Raw genomic sequence first — 15,956 nt, 5'->3', positions numbered from 1 at the left:
AAGGATGTATATTTGCTCGCAATTAAATCTTAATTGCCATGATCGCACACACCTCCAGGATTGTTGGCGAAGGCCTAACATACGATGACGTATTGTTGGTCCCCGCCTTTTCAGAAGTCCTTCCCCGCGAAGTAAATATTCAATCAAAATTCACCCGCAACATCACGCTTAATGTGCCCATTGTTTCCGCAGCTATGGATACAGTGACCGAATCTCGTATGGCAATTGCCATAGCCCGGGAAGGTGGTATTGGCGTGTTGCACAAAAACATGAGCATAGAGCAGCAGGCTCTAAAGGTGAGGAAGGTGAAACGTGCAGAGAGTGGGATGATCATTGATCCCATTACCTTGCCTATCACTGCGAAAGTACGTGATGCAAAGGAAAATATGAGGGAGCATAGCATTGGAGGAATTCCCATTGTTGATAATGAAGGCAAATTACTGGGAATAGTTACCAATAGGGACCTGCGTTTTGAAAAGAACAACGACAGGCCAATTTCTGAAGTAATGACCTCGAAAAATCTTGTTACGGTTGCCGAAGGTACCTCTCTTGAAGAAGCCGAAGTGATCTTGCAAAAAAATAAGATAGAGAAATTACCCGTTGTAAACTCTGCCGATAAACTTGTTGGGCTTATTACCTTTAGAGATATTACCAAGCTTACCCAAAAACCCATAGCTAACAAAGATAGCTTCGGAAGGTTGCGCGTTGCGGCTGCAGTTGGAGTTACCGGAGATGCTGTAGACAGAGCTGAAGCTTTGGTAAAAGCAGGGGTAGACGCTATAGTTATTGATACGGCGCACGGTCATACTCAGGGCGTGGTGACGGTTCTTAAAGAGGTAAAAGGGAAATTCCCCGACCTGGAAGTTGTTGTAGGAAACATTGCAACTGGCGAAGCTGCAAAATTCCTTGTAGAGGCAGGAGCAGATGCTGTAAAGGTGGGAATTGGACCAGGCTCCATCTGTACTACCAGGGTGGTGGCAGGAGTTGGTTTTCCACAATTCTCGGCAGTACTTGAAGTGGCAGCAGCTATTAAAGGAAGCGGAGTTCCCGTAATTGCCGATGGCGGAATTAGATATACGGGAGATATCCCAAAGGCACTCGCGGCAGGTGCAGACTCTGTAATGCTTGGCTCTTTATTAGCAGGTACAAAGGAATCTCCGGGAGAAACAATAATTTACGAAGGTAGAAAATTCAAATCCTATCGCGGTATGGGATCTGTGGAAGCTATGAAGCAAGGTTCCAAAGACAGGTACTTCCAGGATGTCGAAGACGATATTAAAAAACTGGTTCCCGAAGGTATAGTGGGAAGAGTTCCCTACAAAGGCGATCTTTACGAAAGTATTCATCAGTTTATTGGGGGTCTAAGAGCCGGGATGGGCTATTGTGGAGCAAAGGATGTTGCAAGCTTGCAGGAATCGGCCAAATTTGTGAAGATCACGGCATCGGGTATTAATGAAAGTCATCCGCATGATGTGACGATCACCAAAGAATCTCCTAACTACAGTAGATAATCAAAGTATATAAAAAGAAAGGGTGTCAAAAATCACATTTTTGACACCCTTTCTTTTTTATCGTTACGTTTATTCCTTAACCTCTATTCCCATTTTCTTTAGCACCTTCATGGTAATGTCATATTCCTGAGAAGAAAATGCGAGATCATTTCCGCCGGAATGGAAGATCTGCGTGTACTTTTCCTCCTGGATCACCTGCAGCATGGCTTCGTTGATGAGTTTGTAAAGTGGTTGCGTTAATTCATTGCGCTTCATTTGCATCATCACCGTCGCCTTTTGTCTGAAATTTTTGATGTCATTTTCAAGAGTGATGATCTCTGTTTCCTTGTTCGCTTTTTCTTCGTCGGCAAGGCTGGTGCTGTTTGCCTGATAATCTTTTACTAGGCTTTCATAATTTTGAACATTAGTTTGCAGCTCTTTCTGGAGCTCCTCGTTGTAAGCTTTTAAACCTTCATTTACAGTAGCCATTTCGGGCATTTGTGAAAGGATATAATCGGCGTCTATAGTTCCTACTTTTGATTGGGCAAAAGCTGAAAAACTTAAAAGAGCGAGACCGAAAATTAGAAATACTTTTTTCATGATTTGAATTTGATTTCCGCAAATATAAAGGAGTAGAGGTATTTAAGAAGATTTTAAGAACCTAATTTTCTATTTACTTCTCAAAAAGTTGTCCCCGATGCGGTTTTAGCTGATCCCTTACCTCGGGCATTTCCTTTTCTGTTACGACCAGATAAGCAATAGCGTGTGCATCTCCTATTTTTTCTGATCCGCAATGATCCAAAGACAGATTTCGGGTCTTTCGGTATTCCTGAAGGTGAACAGCATGATGGCGGGCAGTGGTAGCCGCATCGGGACCTTTAAAGTCCCATATTAGTTTTAGTTTTCTTTCTTTTTCCATAGTTTCTAGATTAATGATCTCGCAAAATATTAGGTCCCAAAAATGTCATTTTTGAAGCCCCTTCAAGTTATACTTTTTTTGATTCTGAAACGTTTAACCTCAAGAGTTGGTTAACGTAGCAGATTTGTTATTTTTGCCAATTCATAATACAAAGTTAAAATTGATTATAAAAAATGGAATTTCAGGATTACTGTTGCTGTTAATTTTGACGGCTGGTTGTAATTTCCTGAATGAACCGGAAGATAAAGAAGTTATAGCAAGGGTTAATGATTCCTACCTTTACAAGGAGGATGTCACAACGCTTATTTCTAGCAACACCTCTCCAGAAGACAGTACCCTACTGGTAAATAACTTTATCACGCGCTGGGCTACACAAAAACTTTTGCTTGACCGGGCACGAATAAATCTTACTGCCGAGAAGCAGGCTGAGTTCGACCGGCTTGTGCAGAACTACAAAAACGAACTTTACGCTAAAGCCTATACCGATGCTATTGTGGCGCGAGAGCTGGACACTGCAATTACCCGTGAGGCAGCAGAACAGTATTATGAAGAACATGGGGAGAATTTTCTGCTCAATGAGAATCTGGTAAAGCTGCGCTACATCAATATCACAAAAGACAACAAGGACTTCGAATTGATAAAGACACGATTCCGGCGCTTTGATGATGAAGATAAGCAGGCCCTGCTGGAGATGGCAATTCAGTTTAATTCATATTCTCTCAATGATTCCGTGTGGGTGAAAACAAAACAGGTCTATGACAAAATAAGGCCATTGACGCCCCAGGACAATCCGGAATTCTTAAAAAATAAGAATTTTATGCAACTCGAAGATTCATTAGGAGTATATTTGATTTCTGTTGAAGATGTGAAATTACGCAATGAACAAGCGCCATTGGAATACTCTTTGCCAAGCATAAAGCAGATCCTGCTGAACAAGAGAAAGCTGGAGCTGATAAAGAAATTAGAAAAAGACATTACACAAGATGCTATTAAAAATGACAAATTTGAGATCTATAATTAACTCGGCTGCTTTGCTGATTTTCATGTTTACTGCCGGTGCAATAAATGCTCAGGAAGTAATAGTTACAGACAGTACTGCGATTGATATTGAGTCTGAGATCCAGGCAAAGACCGAAAACAAATCCGGGCGCTTTAAGGTGGATGGAGTGGCAGCTGTGGTTGGAGATTTTGTAGTGCTGGAAAGTGACATAGACAAGATGTACATTGAGCTTCAGAGTCAGGGAGTATCCACTCAGGATGTTACCAACTGCAATTTAGCCGGAAGGTTGATGGAGAACAAGCTTTATGCACACCACGCGATCCAGGACAGTATCATAGTTTCTGATTCCGAGATCAACGCCAATATTGATCAACAGCTGGCATACATGACCCAGCAGGTAGGCTCTTTAGAAAAGGTGCTGGAATTCTATAAGAAAGAAACTGAGGCTGAATTCAGAGCAGAGCTTTTCGAGATCAACAAACAGAACAGACTGGCTTCAGAAATGCAACGCAAGATCGTGGAAGCTGTAGAAATTACTCCGGAAGAGGTTAGAGCTTTCTTTACAAGTATTCCTGAAGAGGAACGCCCGGTATTTGGAGATGAAGTTGAAATTGCCCAAATTGTGGTAAAGCCTGAAATTCCGCAGGAAGAAAGACAAAAACTTATCGACAGGTTAAGTGAGATGAGAGCAGATGTTCTGGAAAACGGTGCGAGTTTCGCAACCAAAGCAGTACTTTATTCACAGGATCCCGGTTCAAGATCTTCGGGTGGAAAAATCACACTTACCAGGCAGGATCCTTTTGTAAAGGAATTTAAGGATGCAGCATTTTCCCTTCAGGAAGGAGAAGTGAGTAAACCATTTCAAACTGAATTCGGATATCATATTTTGACGGTAGATAAAATTCGTGGTCAGCAGGTAGATGTACGTCATATTCTTTTAATACCTGATGTTACTGAAGCTACCAAGCAAAAGGCATTTGATAAGGTCCAGAATGTAAGAGAGCGCATCAACAACAATGAGATCAGTTTTTCTGATGCAGCAAGAGAGGTTTCAGATGAAAAGGAAACTCGCGAGGGCGGAGGGAAATTGATCAATCCTACAACAGGAGATACTCGATTTGAATTGACAAAAATAGATCCTCTCCTTTATGAGCAGGTGGTGAATCTTGAAAAGGGCAAAGTTTCCAATATCCTAACAGACCAGGATAACACAGGGAGACCTTTTTACAAGATCATCACAGTAACCAACAGGTATCCTGAACACAAGGCGAATTACGCGCAGGATTATAATAAGATCAAAGAACTTGCACTTCGCGATAAGCAGCTTAAGGCCATCGAGAAATGGCAAAAGGAAAAGATTGGGGAGACCTATATAAAAGTTAATGGAGAATACAGGGACTGTGAATATTCCAGTAACTGGTTAAAGAAATAATTTTCGAGCACAGTATGTCAGACGTAGCGGCGGTAAAAAATCTGGTAGACCGGCATCAACAATTAAGGCAGGAAATTGCCAGGAGAATTGTTGGGCAGCAGGAAGTGGTAGATCAGATCTTATTGTCGGTATTTTCGGGAGGTCATTCCCTGTTAATAGGAGTTCCCGGGCTGGCAAAAACACTAATGGTCAATACCATTGCCCAGGCACTGGGTCTCAACTTCAAAAGAATACAATTCACGCCAGATCTTATGCCGAGTGACATTCTGGGATCGGAGATCCTGGATGAGAACCGGCATTTTAAATTCATCAAAGGTCCTGTTTTCGGAAATATCATTCTGGCCGATGAGATCAACAGGACACCCCCAAAGACCCAGGCAGCTTTACTTGAAGCTATGCAGGAAAGAGCGGTGACTGTGGCTGGACAGCATTACAAGCTCGATTTGCCTTACTTTGTTCTCGCTACTCAGAATCCAATTGAACAGGAAGGCACCTACCCTTTGCCAGAAGCGCAATTGGACAGGTTCATGTTTGCGATAAAGCTCGAATATCCTTCTTTCGAAGAAGAAATTGAAGTGGTCAAAACAACTACTTCCGATGAAGTTGTGGAGATCCAGCCGTTGTTCTCGGCAAAGGAGATTGTAGATTTTCAGCATTTGATAAGGAGGATCCCGGTAGCCGATAATGTTATAGAATATGCAGTTGGGCTGGTGGGGAAAACCCGTCCCGCAGGAGAGCGAGCCACGGCATTAGTAAAGGAATATGTGGATTGGGGTGCAGGACCAAGAGCCTCTCAAAATCTCATTTTAGGGGCCAAAGCAAATGCAGCAGTTCACGGAAAATTCTCACCAGATATTGAGGATGTGCAGGCAGTAGCCTACGGAATTCTACGGCACAGGGTGATCAAAAATTACAAAGCCGAAGCTGAAGGAATTTCTGAAGAGGAGATCATAAAGAGCTTGTTTTAAGATCTTTTAGTATATTTATTCCATGGTCAAGCATTTGATTAAGTTCAGAGTTCCTGTTTCCATACTGTTTTTTGCCTGCCAATTTCTATGGATCAGGGCAGATGGAAATCTTCTCAACTGGCAGTTGCTCTCTTTTTCGGCTGCATTTAGTTTCTTTATTCTTTTTAGTTTTTGGTTTGTGCTTCTTTTTGATATGATCAATACAAAAATTCAGAATAAGACCTTTTGGCTTATTTCAATGCTGGTGATGCCTTGGTTAGCACCATCGGTTTACCTGTTTCAGCGTAAAAAATTGCATTCTGTTAAGTCCCTTCCTGCGGAAAAGCAATAAACCATACGATAGAAATTATCAATTTCTTATTTCCTTCCTGTTTTCATACCAGCTGCTTAATTTTTACCTGAAATTTTTGCAGACCTATTAAATATTATTCATTTAATGTCTCTCTTTAGTCGCAATTTTTTAAATCGAAGAGGATTTAGTAATTTTGCAGCACTTCAGAACCTTTAAAAATCAAGATAAAATGGCATACGATATCGATATGATCAAGAAGGTTTACAGCCAAATGGGGGAACGGGTGAATGCTGCCCGCCAAATTGCTGGTAAACCATTGACTCTTTCAGAAAAAATACTTTATTCGCATCTATGGGATGGGCAACCAACCAAAGAATATACAAGGGGAAAGGACTATGTAGATTTTGCTCCCGACAGGATTGCTTGCCAGGATGCAACTGCACAAATGGCTTTGTTGCAGTTCATGCAAGCCGGAAAGAAAAATGTTGCAGTGCCTACCACTGTGCATTGTGATCACCTTATCCAGGCTAAGCTTGGAGCTCAGTTTGACCTGCCAAGCGCAAAAAAATCAAGTGATGAGGTATTCGATTTTCTTGAATCTGTATCGAACAAATACGGAATAGGTTTCTGGAAACCAGGAGCCGGAATTATTCACCAGGTAGTGCTCGAGAACTATGCATTTCCTGGAGGAATGATGATTGGTACCGATTCTCACACTGTTAATGCCGGTGGTCTTGGAATGGTAGCTATTGGTGTTGGTGGTGCAGATGCTGTAGATGTTATGGCAGGGATGGCGTGGGAATTGAAATTTCCTAAGCTTATTGGAGTAAAACTTACCGGAAAGCTATCTGGTTGGACCGCCCCCAAAGATGTTATTCTAAAAGTTGCAGGAATTCTTACTGTTAAAGGAGGAACCGGGGCTATTATCGAATATTTTGGCGAAGGAGCCGAATCTATGTCGGCTACAGGAAAAGGTACGATCTGTAACATGGGAGCTGAGGTAGGTGCTACGACTTCTACTTTTGGATATGATGAATCAATGGCGAGATATCTTCGTGCTACAAACCGTGCAGATGTTGCTGAAGCGGCAAACGCCGTGAAGGAACATCTTACCGGAGATGCCGAAGTTTACGCTAATCCCGAAAAGTATTTTGATGAGGTCATTGAGATCAACCTTGATGAATTGAAGCCACACCTTAACGGCCCATTTACGCCCGATCTTGCTACGCCAATCTCAGAAATGGGAGAAAAGGCAAGAGCTAATGACTGGCCAATAAATGTTGACTGGGGATTAATTGGTTCTTGCACCAACTCATCCTATGAAGATCTTACTCGCGCAGCATCAATTGCAAAACAGGCAGTAGATAAGAAAGTAAAAGCTAAATCTGATTTTGGGATCAATCCTGGTTCAGAACAAATACGATTTACAGCAGAAAGAGATGGCCTGCTTCAAATTTTCGAAGATCTCGATGCAACCATCTTTACCAATGCATGTGGACCGTGTATTGGACAGTGGGACAGAAGCGACCGAAAAGGAGAGGAAAAGAATACTATTGTACACTCCTTCAACAGAAACTTCTCTAAAAGAGCAGATGGAAATCCAAATACCCATGCCTTTGTAGGATCTCCCGAAATGGTTGCAGCAATAGCTATTGCAGGAAGACTGGATTTTGACCCAACTACAGATACCCTTTTAAATGAAGATGGAGAATATGTAAAGCTCGATGAGCCTACAGGATTGGAATTACCGCCAAAAGGTTTTGATGTTGAGGATCCTGGATATCTAGCGCCAACTGAAGATGGTTCAACTGTAGAGGTAAAGGTAAATCCTGAATCTGAAAGGTTGCAACTACTGGAGCCATTTGAGCCCTGGGATGGTCAAAATCTAATGGGCGCCAAACTGCTCATTAAAGCTTTTGGAAAGTGTACTACAGATCATATTTCTATGGCGGGACCATGGTTGCGTTTTAGAGGTCACTTAGACAATATTTCCAATAACTGTCTTATTGGAGCGGTGAATGCCTTCAATATGAAAACTAATTTTGTAAAAAATCAGATCACTGGAGATTATGATGGTGTGCCTGCAACGCAGCGTAAGTATAAGGCTGCCGGCATTCCAACAGTTGTAGTGGGAGACCATAACTACGGGGAAGGTTCTTCAAGAGAGCATGCCGCAATGGAGCCACGTCACCTTGGGGTCAAGGTAGTTTTGGTGAAATCTTTCGCAAGGATCCATGAAACCAACTTGAAAAAGCAAGGAATGTTGGGAATCACTTTTGCTAACGAAAGTGATTACGATCTTATCCAGGAAGATGATACTTTTAACTTCATCGATCTTGAGAACTTTGCACCAGATAAGCAGCTCACTATTGAAGTTGTTCATGCAGATGGTTCTAAGGATGTGATCAAAGCGAATCACACCTACAATCAATCTCAAATTGAATGGTATAAAGAAGGATCTGCTTTGAACCTTATCAAAAAGCAGAATGCTGCTGCAGCTTAACAGGCACAGCTAGAATATTTAAAACTCCCGCACCTGCGGGAGTTTTTTGTTTTATGGCATGCCTTTTAGATCTCTACAGTACTTCTTACAGAGGCTGTAACCAGGCCCTGAAAAAAAATAGGCCCACACTTCACTTTTTATTTCCAGGTTGTCTTCTGTGCAGGCAGAATCATCGATTGGCACTTCCAGGTTGTCTCTAGAATTGTTTTTTATTCACAGAGGTGGGGAAATAAAAATGACTGCCAGGTTATGACAGCCATTAGTAAAAGTAGATGAGAAACTCCGGAGGTTTAATTCCGGAGTATTCTATCAAGTAATTTTTGCCCCCCAGTAAAAATTACCGTTTTCTCATCTATTAGGGTAAAGATTCTAATTTTCTTTTTTGTTGTAACAGTACATCTAAGGTAGAGGATGGAATATCCTGATTATAGAGTGTATCGTAATATAGTTTAATATTTCTTTTCTCTTTCTCGTAACACGCCTTTAGATTAAGGTTATTAAAGGTGTTCCTAGCCAGGTAATCCAGCTTTAGGAAAACCGGTAGAAAATTGAGAACTGCAGTGCCCACTTTTGAAGCCTGAATAGAATTTTTAATATTGAAGAGTAACCTTCTTAATTCCAGTTTTGTCTTCTCGCGAATTTCGATAAGCTTTGAAACATTCTCAGACATTTCCTTATCCTCCTGTTTTAAGTCATAATAAATGACATAATACATTTGAAGCAGATCATCATTTGATAGATCTAATTTTAATAGCTGAGAATATAAATGAAAGTGCATCTTTATGAAAATAGTGGTGAACTGTTTGATAAAAATAAACTTTATTTTTTCTCAGGAAGATGCTAAGAATATGATTAACAGAAATTTAGCTTTTGTGTGGGAAGTAGTGTCAGAAAAGTGAAAATCCTTAACGAATTAGAAAGATCGTAGGAAAGAAGATAAACAAAAGGATAATTTGAAAATGTGCCCAGAGCGGGACTCGAACCCGCACGCCCTAATGGACACATGGCCCTCAACCATGCCTGTCTACCAGTTCCAGCACCTGGGCAAAAAGAGGAATATCTTTAGGAAACTGGTTCTTAAAGAATGTGGATTCAGAAAGAGACTCTAGAGTCTGAACGTGATTGTGACCTGGCTGGGACTCGAACCCAGGACCCTCTCCTTAAAAGGGAGATGCTCTACCAACTGAGCTACCAGGTCAGGAATTAAAGAACTGCTGTAATGGTTGGAATTACCTTTGATTTTACTCAGGATAATTACTTATCCCATCCATTCCTTTAGTGATCTGGCTGGGATTCGAACCCAGGACCCTCTCCTTAAAAGGGAGATGCTCTACCAGCTGAGCTACCAGATCTGCCTTGTTGCATTTTTGCTAATGCGGGTGCAAATATACCCACATTAATTTATTTTTCAAGAACAAATTGATATAAATTTGCTCTTCATTTAAAAGATGCGGTAAAAGGCATTAGAAATCACCTGTTTAAGAAATGAAAATTATTTTAATAGGCTATATGGGATCTGGCAAATCTGTAGTGGGAAAGGCGCTTGCGGTGCAAAAACAACTTCCGTTTCTCGATCTGGACGAGGAAATAAGTCGGCGGGAAAAAAAGTCAATTCCGGAGATCTTTTCTGACGCCGGAGAGATCTATTTCCGAAGAAAAGAAGCAGAAGTTCTAAAAGAACTTCTGGAGCAGGAGGCTAACTTCGTTTTATCGCTTGGTGGTGGTACACCTTGTTACGGAAAAAACCTTGAGCTTATAAAAAATGCTGCTCATACTCACACTGTTTTTCTAAAGACCGGATTAGAGGAACTTACTGCACGGTTAATAAAGGAAAGAGAAAACCGACCTTTAATACAGGAATTTGACACTCCTGCTTTGCTTAATGACTTTATAAGGAAACATTTGTTCGAGCGCAATTACTATTACAACCAGAGCGACCTTAGCCTGGTTACCGATGATAAGTCTGTTCCTCAACTGGTAACCGAGATCGAGAATTATTTAAACTAGTTCTGCACGATCATTTGATTCTTCAAAAGTGACCTTTACCGTTTCATGGATGGAAGTAGATAATGAGAGCCCTTTAAAATCGGCTTTTACAGGATATTTTTTATGGCTGCGATCTACAAGTACAGCCGTTTTAAACCTCTTTAAAGGCACCTCAAGAAAATGCCTTACCCCGTAAATTAACGTGGTACCTGAGTTAAGCACATCATCTATCAATACCAGCGCCTTATTTTGATATTCATTTGCAGTCAGACTGGTCGTTACAGCGTCTAAAGGATTTTTCTTATTTACCTTCACCTTGCATAGAAGTACATCTAACTGCGATATTTCCTGAAGTTCCTTTTCCAGTTTTTTAGCCAGTTCATAACCGCTGTCAGCAATACCAGCCAGAATGATTTGCTTTTCTTCTACATTACTTTCATAAATCTGGTAAGCAATTCTTTTGATCTTACGATTGATCTGTTGATGGTCCAGAATGGTAACAGAAGTCTTACTCATGGGTGATTTTTTTCAAAGGTAATAAACAGGGGCTTATTTATTCGGTCTTTTCTTCAGTGTCATCTTCAGGGTCAAACCAGTCATCAAGTTCCCTTCTGTCTTTTTTGGTCGGTCTTCCTGTTCCTTTTTTTCGGTAATAATCCTGGGAATATTTCAGCAATTCAAGTTTCTCAAATTCTTCTTTTGGAGTGATGTCGTTTACGTAAAGATTGGAAAGCTTAGCGCCAATTCTGCTTTTTGGAAGGTCCAATACTTCAACCTGATAATTGATCTGATTTTTTCTGATTGCAATTTTATCAGTAGGATAAACCTCGCGGGAAGGTTTTACAACCTGGTCATTAATACGTACTTTTCCCTGCTTGCATGCTTCAGTGGCAATGCTTCGCGTTTTGTAATACCGCACACACCACAAATATTTATCTACTCTCATATTTTTGTAGTAAAAGTCCAACGATCTTCAGCAAAAATACGAGAATATTGTATCTTGCGGCCCTAAATTACCTTTTGATGAAATTGAAGAAATTTTTGATATTACCAATACTTGCAGCGGTCTTTGCTGTGGCTTGTGATAAAGATGATGACGATCCTTCTGTAGACCCAATTCCACTACGCGACAGAGCAGAACAGGAAGTAGCTGACCAGGAAGCCCTGCAGGCATATCTTGATACTCATTTCTATAACTACGAGGATTTTGAAAACCCTCCTGCAGATTTTGATTACTCCGTCAAGATCGATACGATCAATGCCGAGAATGCAGGCAAGCAGCCTTTGAGCCAATCTGAAAATCTTATCTCCAAGACCTTCAATTATGAAGGAGTGGATTATAAATTATATATCCTGAAAATAAGAGAAGGGGCAGCAGAGCAGCCTAAGCCAAAGTTTAGTGACTCTACTTTTGTATCCTACGAAGGTCTTCTTTTGGATCGCACCTTGTTTGATGCCTCCAGGAATCCGGTGTGGTTTGATCTTACACGTACAGTTCCCGGTTTTGGGCAGGCAGTAACAGAATTCCGTGGTGCCTCAGGTTTTGAAGTGCTACCGGACAATACTGTGAAATGGAATAATGATTTTGGAATAGGGGCAATGTTCCTTCCTTCGGGACTGGCATATTTTAATAATGCACAATCAATTATCCCTTCCTATAGTCCGCTGGTTTTTACTTTTCGGGTTTATGGTACCAATGAGGCCGATCATGACAATGATGGCATACCATCATGGATGGAAGATCTTAATAATGATCAAAGAGTGACCAATGATGATACAGATGGAGATCTGGCTCCAAATTATATTGATCGTGATGATGACGGAGATTTTATTCCCACTAAAGAGGAAATCGTCATCAATGAGGATGGAACCCTTAGCTTTCCTGATACCGATGGAGATGGCACTCCCGATTATCTAGATAAAGACAATTAAAAAAAGCCCCAAAAGGGGCTTTTTTATTTATAAAGATATTTTAAAGTTTCATCGAAAGGCTGAAAATGAGCTGGTTCGGTCGGGTGTCTACCCGCTTTAATCCTTCAGCGCCACTAAGATCTAAAACCGTTGCTTCATTTTCTTTTAAGGCGCGCTCATATCGTACGTCAAGGCCTATGCCGCCAAAAGAGATGCCTACTCCAAATTGAGCTCCTATACTAAATTCATTTTCTACATCTCCTAAAGAGACGCCGTCAAAGTCATTTTTAAGAATGTACTGGAGACTTGGTCCTGCAAAGATATTAAGCGGTCCCAACAGGTCCATTCCTACTAACACCGGCATGTCGAGCTTGGATACATTGTAATCTGCTTCCTGGTCATTGAATTGGTAGGAGCTTTTGATCCTGGTGTATAACAATTCGGGACGCAGAAAAAATCCTCCTATATCCCCCCTGTAAAAGGCTCCAAAATGATAACCAACTTTACTATCGCCGCCTTTAATGATATCTTCTCCTGCATTTGTGACGTCGGTATAGGATATTTCTCCATTGTCACCGTAGTTTAATCCGCCTTTGATTCCGAAGCCGCTTTGCGCGAAACCAGAGGTAATTGAAAAAAGCATTAAGATCATTAGGTAATTCTTCATAAGTAAGGTTTTAAAGTTCATGCTAAGTAAACGCATTCTGGGTAAAAATATTTCTAAAAGCACAATGCCTTCCAAAAAGGGCATTTTTGGAAGGCATTGCAATAGGCGTTAGATGAATTGAAATTTATTTTCGCTTCATAACCTTTTCTGCAGCTTTCACGATGGCGGCCGCGTTAAGTCCATATTTCTCCATGAGCTGTTCTGGAGTTCCGCTTTCTCCAAACGTGTCCATAGTGGCTACAAATTCCTGTGGTGCAGGATGATTTTGTACCAGGGTTCTGGCTACACTCTCTCCAAGACCTCCAAGGAAGTTATGTTCTTCTGCCGTAACCACACAGCCTGTTTTTCCTACTGAAGCAAGAATAGCAGCCTCGTCCAGAGGTTTGATGGTGTGAATATTAATTACTTCAGCTGAAACTCCCTGCTCCTCAAGTTGTTCTGCTGCCTGTAAAGCTTCCCAAACCAAATGTCCTGTAGCAATGATGGTAACATCTTTTCCTTCGTTCAGCATTACAGCCTTTCCAACCTTGAACTCCTGATCTTCGGGGGTGAAATTTGCCACTTTTGGTCTTCCGAAGCGAAGATAAACGGGCCCATGATGCTCTGCTATGGCTATTGTTGCAGCTTTAGTCTGGTTGTAGTCACAGGTATTGATCACCGTCATTCCCGGTAACATCTTCATTAATCCAATATCTTCCAGAATTTGGTGAGTAGCTCCATCTTCTCCTAAAGTGAGACCAGCATGAGAGGCGCAAATTTTCACATTTTTGTCACTGTAGGCAATGGACTGTCTAATTTGGTCATAGACCCTTCCGGTAGAAAAATTAGCGAAGGTTCCTGTAAAAGGTATTTTACCGCCTATAGTCATTCCGGCTGCAATGCCCATCATATTGGCTTCGGCAATTCCTACCTGGAAAAATCGTTCAGGATGATTCTTCTCGAAATCTCCCATTTTTAAAGATCCTGTAAGATCGGCGCAAAGGGCTACTACATTAGGATTGCTTTTCCCTAGCTCTGTTAGTCCGTCACCAAAGCCAGAGCGGGTATCTTTATTTCCTGTATTTGTATATTTTTTCATTTTTTAAACTTTTTTCCGTAGCCTGCTTATAGACAGCAGGGGGAATATATTAAAAGTATTTTTTAGGGAGCTCGAAATAGACTGTTTCTCAAATCTAAGATCTCAAATCTCACTTCTATTAGTAGTCTCCCAGAGTTTCAGGATTTTGAGCAAGTGCTGTCTCCAGTTGTTCATCATTTGGAGCAACTCCGTGCCACTTATGAGTTCCCATCATGAAATCTACCCCATGACCCATAATGGTGGTCATGATAATAGCGACAGGTTTTCCCTTTCCGGTACGGCTTTTTGCTTCTTTAAGTCCCTCAAGAACTTCAGAAATGTCATTTCCATTTTTGATTTCCAGGACATCCCAGCCAAAAGCTTTAAATTTCTCAACCAGGTTGCCCATTGGCAGTACATCATCTGTACAGCCATCAATTTGCTGAAAATTCCTGTCTACAGTAGCAATAAGGTTGTCTACCTTTTTTGCTGCTGCATACATTATAGCCTCCCAGTTTTGTCCCTCCTGAAGCTCACCGTCTCCATGTAATGAATATACCAGATGCTGGTCTCCATTCAGCTTTTTTGAATTTGCAGCTCCAATTGCTACAGAAAGGCCCTGGCCAAGAGAACCTGAAGCTACTCTCACTCCCGGTAGTCCTTCATGCGTTGTGGGATGTCCCTGGAGGCGGGAATCAATAAGCCTGAAGGTGCTTAGCTCCTCTACAGGAAAATAGCCGCTGCGGGCAAGGACGCTGTAAAAAACAGGAGAGATGTGACCGTTGGAAAGGAAGAAAAGATCTTCACCTTTTCCATCCATATCAAATCCTTCCTTGCGATCCATCACTTCCTGGTAAAGGACGCTTATGAATTCGGCGCAGCCCAGGGAACCTCCGGGATGACCGGAATTTACCTTGTGGACCTGCCTTACGATGTCTCTTCTCACCTGGGTGACAAAATTTTCTAGTTGTTGTGTGTTTGGCATCTGGTTTTAATTAAATGTTTTGCAAAAATACTATTTTATCAACGCTTTGGAAATCAACAGCCGTCAATTATTATTAAAAGCTGTGAACAAGTTGGTGAGTGGTTAATAGTTATTGGTTAATCGGAAAATAAGAAAAGGAGTGAGGACTGTATTTTAGGTCCGAATTTCCGAATCTTTTTATCTATCCTCTGGCTTTTGATGTCTTTAGATCAATAATTGCCATTCCTAAAATCATACTTCCAAAATCTGACTTCTAATCTCTAATTTCTATAATCTAACTTCTAAAGTCTAACTTCTAAAATCTAACCTCCAAACTGAACTTCCCTGATTAGTGTTGACCGGTTTTATCCATTAATTTTCATTATCAAAAATAGTAACTACTGGTCTTTCTTCTGGTTTGAGTGTTGACCAATAATTAATAAACTCTTCAGGGTTCCTTTTTTCTAAGTGATTGTGTGATCTTTTATTATTATAGTTTTTCACTGCCTTGTTCACCTGGTTCTTAAGCTGACTAAAAGATTGTGGCTTCCAGTGATCCAGATACTCTTCTTTTATTGTTCTATTGATCCTTTCGGCATAAGCATTATCCTGTGCACTTAAAGCCATACTAATAGTAGTGGTATTAGCTTTTAAAAGATCAACATAAGATTTATAAGTATACTGGCTTCCTCGATCTGAGTGGTGGATCTTTGGAGCTTTATTGTCTTTTAAAGCCATTTTTAAAGCCTTTATGTTAGCTGTTCCTC

17 protein-coding genes and 3 tRNA genes are annotated in these 15,956 nt (G+C 41.0%); 8 read left to right on the top strand and 12 right to left on the bottom strand.

What is annotated here, in order from left to right; genetic code table 11:
• The first annotated feature begins 38 nt into the window (after nucleotides 1-38).
• Nucleotides 39-1,511 (top strand): IMP dehydrogenase, encoded by a 1,473-nt coding sequence (gene guaB / locus HC175_RS13845; protein WP_168139085.1) that lies wholly within the window; start codon nucleotides 39-41, stop codon nucleotides 1,509-1,511.
• A gap of 69 nt (nucleotides 1,512-1,580) precedes the next feature.
• Here the strand turns inward: guaB and HC175_RS13840 are convergent, their stop codons facing one another.
• Both HC175_RS13840 and HC175_RS13835 read right to left on the bottom strand, forming a co-directional pair.
• Complete coding sequence (locus tag HC175_RS13840) at nucleotides 1,581-2,090, bottom strand: OmpH/Skp family outer membrane protein (protein WP_168139084.1); 510 nt, start codon at nucleotides 2,088-2,090, stop codon at nucleotides 1,581-1,583.
• Nucleotides 2,091-2,163: 73 nt separating this feature from the next.
• Nucleotides 2,164-2,409, bottom strand: coding sequence for a hypothetical protein (locus tag HC175_RS13835; protein ID WP_168139083.1), 246 nt, complete (start codon nucleotides 2,407-2,409; stop codon nucleotides 2,164-2,166).
• Between the two features lie 160 nt (nucleotides 2,410-2,569).
• On the opposite strand from HC175_RS13835, the gene HC175_RS13830 reads away from it, so the two are divergent.
• The 5 genes from HC175_RS13830 (at nucleotide 2,570) to HC175_RS13810 (ending at nucleotide 8,604) form a co-directional block, all read left to right on the top strand.
• Nucleotides 2,570-3,430, top strand: a complete 861-nt coding sequence (locus HC175_RS13830; RefSeq protein ID WP_235942625.1) for a peptidyl-prolyl cis-trans isomerase — start codon at nucleotides 2,570-2,572, stop codon at nucleotides 3,428-3,430.
• Complete coding sequence (locus HC175_RS13825; RefSeq protein ID WP_168139082.1) at nucleotides 3,393-4,841, top strand: peptidylprolyl isomerase; 1,449 nt, start codon at nucleotides 3,393-3,395, stop codon at nucleotides 4,839-4,841. Before HC175_RS13830 ends, HC175_RS13825 begins: the two co-directional genes overlap by 38 nt.
• Nucleotides 4,842-4,855: 14 nt before the next feature.
• On the top strand, nucleotides 4,856-5,809 hold the full coding sequence (locus tag HC175_RS13820; RefSeq protein ID WP_168139081.1) for an AAA family ATPase: 954 nt from the start codon (nucleotides 4,856-4,858) through the stop codon (nucleotides 5,807-5,809).
• Nucleotides 5,810-5,831: 22 nt separating this feature from the next.
• Nucleotides 5,832-6,140 (top strand): PLDc N-terminal domain-containing protein, encoded by a 309-nt coding sequence (locus HC175_RS24885; RefSeq protein ID WP_168139080.1) that lies wholly within the window; start codon nucleotides 5,832-5,834, stop codon nucleotides 6,138-6,140.
• A 190-nt stretch (nucleotides 6,141-6,330) separates the two neighbouring features.
• Nucleotides 6,331-8,604 (top strand): aconitate hydratase, encoded by a 2,274-nt coding sequence (locus HC175_RS13810; protein WP_168139079.1) that lies wholly within the window; start codon nucleotides 6,331-6,333, stop codon nucleotides 8,602-8,604.
• Nucleotides 8,605-8,959: 355 nt separating this feature from the next.
• Here HC175_RS13810 and HC175_RS13805 read toward each other — a convergent pair whose 3' ends face one another.
• The 4 genes from HC175_RS13805 to HC175_RS13790 all read right to left on the bottom strand — a co-directional run bounded on the left by HC175_RS13805 (nucleotide 8,960) and on the right by HC175_RS13790 (nucleotide 9,956).
• Nucleotides 8,960-9,382 carry a hypothetical protein gene (locus HC175_RS13805; RefSeq protein ID WP_168139078.1) on the bottom strand — a complete coding sequence of 141 codons (423 nt, stop codon included), beginning with the start codon at nucleotides 9,380-9,382 and terminating at the stop codon, nucleotides 8,960-8,962.
• A gap of 184 nt (nucleotides 9,383-9,566) precedes the next feature.
• Nucleotides 9,567-9,650 (bottom strand) — tRNA-Leu (locus HC175_RS13800).
• 79 nt (nucleotides 9,651-9,729) lie between these two features.
• Nucleotides 9,730-9,802: transfer RNA gene (locus HC175_RS13795), tRNA-Lys, on the bottom strand.
• Between the two features lie 81 nt (nucleotides 9,803-9,883).
• Nucleotides 9,884-9,956: transfer RNA gene (locus HC175_RS13790), tRNA-Lys, on the bottom strand.
• A gap of 133 nt (nucleotides 9,957-10,089) precedes the next feature.
• Between HC175_RS13790 and HC175_RS13785 the strand changes: the two genes are divergently transcribed.
• Nucleotides 10,090-10,611, top strand: coding sequence for a shikimate kinase (locus HC175_RS13785; protein ID WP_168139077.1), 522 nt, complete (start codon nucleotides 10,090-10,092; stop codon nucleotides 10,609-10,611).
• On the opposite strand, the gene HC175_RS13780 is transcribed toward HC175_RS13785, so the two are convergent.
• Entirely contained in the window at nucleotides 10,603-11,106 is a 504-nt protein-coding gene (locus HC175_RS13780; RefSeq protein WP_168139076.1) for a phosphoribosyltransferase family protein, read from the bottom strand. The two genes, HC175_RS13785 and HC175_RS13780, sit on opposite strands and share 9 nt — an antisense overlap.
• 37 nt (nucleotides 11,107-11,143) lie before the next feature.
• A complete protein-coding gene (locus HC175_RS13775) occupies nucleotides 11,144-11,536 on the bottom strand; it encodes an RNA-binding S4 domain-containing protein (RefSeq protein ID WP_168139075.1) in 393 nt (130 codons plus the stop codon).
• Between the two features lie 77 nt (nucleotides 11,537-11,613).
• Between HC175_RS13775 and HC175_RS13770 the strand changes: the two genes are divergently transcribed.
• Nucleotides 11,614-12,522 carry an FKBP-type peptidyl-prolyl cis-trans isomerase gene (locus tag HC175_RS13770; protein ID WP_168139074.1) on the top strand — a complete coding sequence of 303 codons (909 nt, stop codon included), beginning with the start codon at nucleotides 11,614-11,616 and terminating at the stop codon, nucleotides 12,520-12,522.
• A 40-nt stretch (nucleotides 12,523-12,562) separates the two neighbouring features.
• Here the strand turns inward: HC175_RS13770 and HC175_RS13765 are convergent, their stop codons facing one another.
• The 4 genes from HC175_RS13765 to HC175_RS13750 all read right to left on the bottom strand — a co-directional run.
• Nucleotides 12,563-13,168 carry an outer membrane beta-barrel protein gene (locus tag HC175_RS13765; protein WP_168139073.1) on the bottom strand — a complete coding sequence of 202 codons (606 nt, stop codon included), beginning with the start codon at nucleotides 13,166-13,168 and terminating at the stop codon, nucleotides 12,563-12,565.
• A 124-nt stretch (nucleotides 13,169-13,292) separates the two neighbouring features.
• Nucleotides 13,293-14,246, bottom strand: coding sequence for a transketolase family protein (locus HC175_RS13760; RefSeq protein ID WP_168139072.1), 954 nt, complete (start codon nucleotides 14,244-14,246; stop codon nucleotides 13,293-13,295).
• Between the two features lie 118 nt (nucleotides 14,247-14,364).
• The gene (locus HC175_RS13755) at nucleotides 14,365-15,210 is read right to left on the bottom strand and encodes a transketolase (RefSeq protein WP_168139071.1); all 846 of its coding nucleotides are present in this window, start codon (nucleotides 15,208-15,210) and stop codon (nucleotides 14,365-14,367) included.
• Nucleotides 15,211-15,561: 351 nt separating this feature from the next.
• Nucleotides 15,562-15,956 (bottom strand): integrase core domain-containing protein (locus HC175_RS13750; RefSeq protein WP_168139070.1); only part of this gene is annotated, 395 nt, incomplete at its 5' end.

Source organism: Salinimicrobium oceani (assembly GCF_012037645.1).
The sequence above is the reverse complement of the archived record's forward strand: the minus strand, read 5'-3'. Positions and strand labels throughout refer to the sequence as shown.

Excerpts from the sequence above, each read along its gene's own strand:
- guaB (WP_168139085.1), top strand. The coding sequence starts at position 39 with ATGATCGCACACACCTCCAGGATTGTTGGCGAAGGCCTAACATACGAT.
- HC175_RS13840 (WP_168139084.1), bottom strand. The coding sequence starts at position 2,090 with ATGAAAAAAGTATTTCTAATTTTCGGTCTCGCTCTTTTAAGTTTTTCA.
- HC175_RS13835 (WP_168139083.1), bottom strand. The coding sequence starts at position 2,409 with ATGGAAAAAGAAAGAAAACTAAAACTAATATGGGACTTTAAAGGTCCC.
- HC175_RS13825 (WP_168139082.1), top strand. The coding sequence starts at position 3,393 with ATGCTATTAAAAATGACAAATTTGAGATCTATAATTAACTCGGCTGCT.
- HC175_RS13820 (WP_168139081.1), top strand. The coding sequence starts at position 4,856 with ATGTCAGACGTAGCGGCGGTAAAAAATCTGGTAGACCGGCATCAACAA.
- HC175_RS24885 (WP_168139080.1), top strand. The coding sequence starts at position 5,832 with ATGGTCAAGCATTTGATTAAGTTCAGAGTTCCTGTTTCCATACTGTTT.
- HC175_RS13810 (WP_168139079.1), top strand. The coding sequence starts at position 6,331 with ATGGCATACGATATCGATATGATCAAGAAGGTTTACAGCCAAATGGGG.
- HC175_RS13805 (WP_168139078.1), bottom strand. The coding sequence starts at position 9,382 with ATGCACTTTCATTTATATTCTCAGCTATTAAAATTAGATCTATCAAAT.
- HC175_RS13785 (WP_168139077.1), top strand. The coding sequence starts at position 10,090 with ATGAAAATTATTTTAATAGGCTATATGGGATCTGGCAAATCTGTAGTG.
- HC175_RS13780 (WP_168139076.1), bottom strand. The coding sequence starts at position 11,106 with ATGAGTAAGACTTCTGTTACCATTCTGGACCATCAACAGATCAATCGT.
- HC175_RS13775 (WP_168139075.1), bottom strand. The coding sequence starts at position 11,536 with ATGAGAGTAGATAAATATTTGTGGTGTGTGCGGTATTACAAAACGCGA.
- HC175_RS13770 (WP_168139074.1), top strand. The coding sequence starts at position 11,614 with ATGAAATTGAAGAAATTTTTGATATTACCAATACTTGCAGCGGTCTTT.
- HC175_RS13765 (WP_168139073.1), bottom strand. The coding sequence starts at position 13,168 with ATGAAGAATTACCTAATGATCTTAATGCTTTTTTCAATTACCTCTGGT.
- HC175_RS13760 (WP_168139072.1), bottom strand. The coding sequence starts at position 14,246 with ATGAAAAAATATACAAATACAGGAAATAAAGATACCCGCTCTGGCTTT.
- HC175_RS13755 (WP_168139071.1), bottom strand. The coding sequence starts at position 15,210 with ATGCCAAACACACAACAACTAGAAAATTTTGTCACCCAGGTGAGAAGA.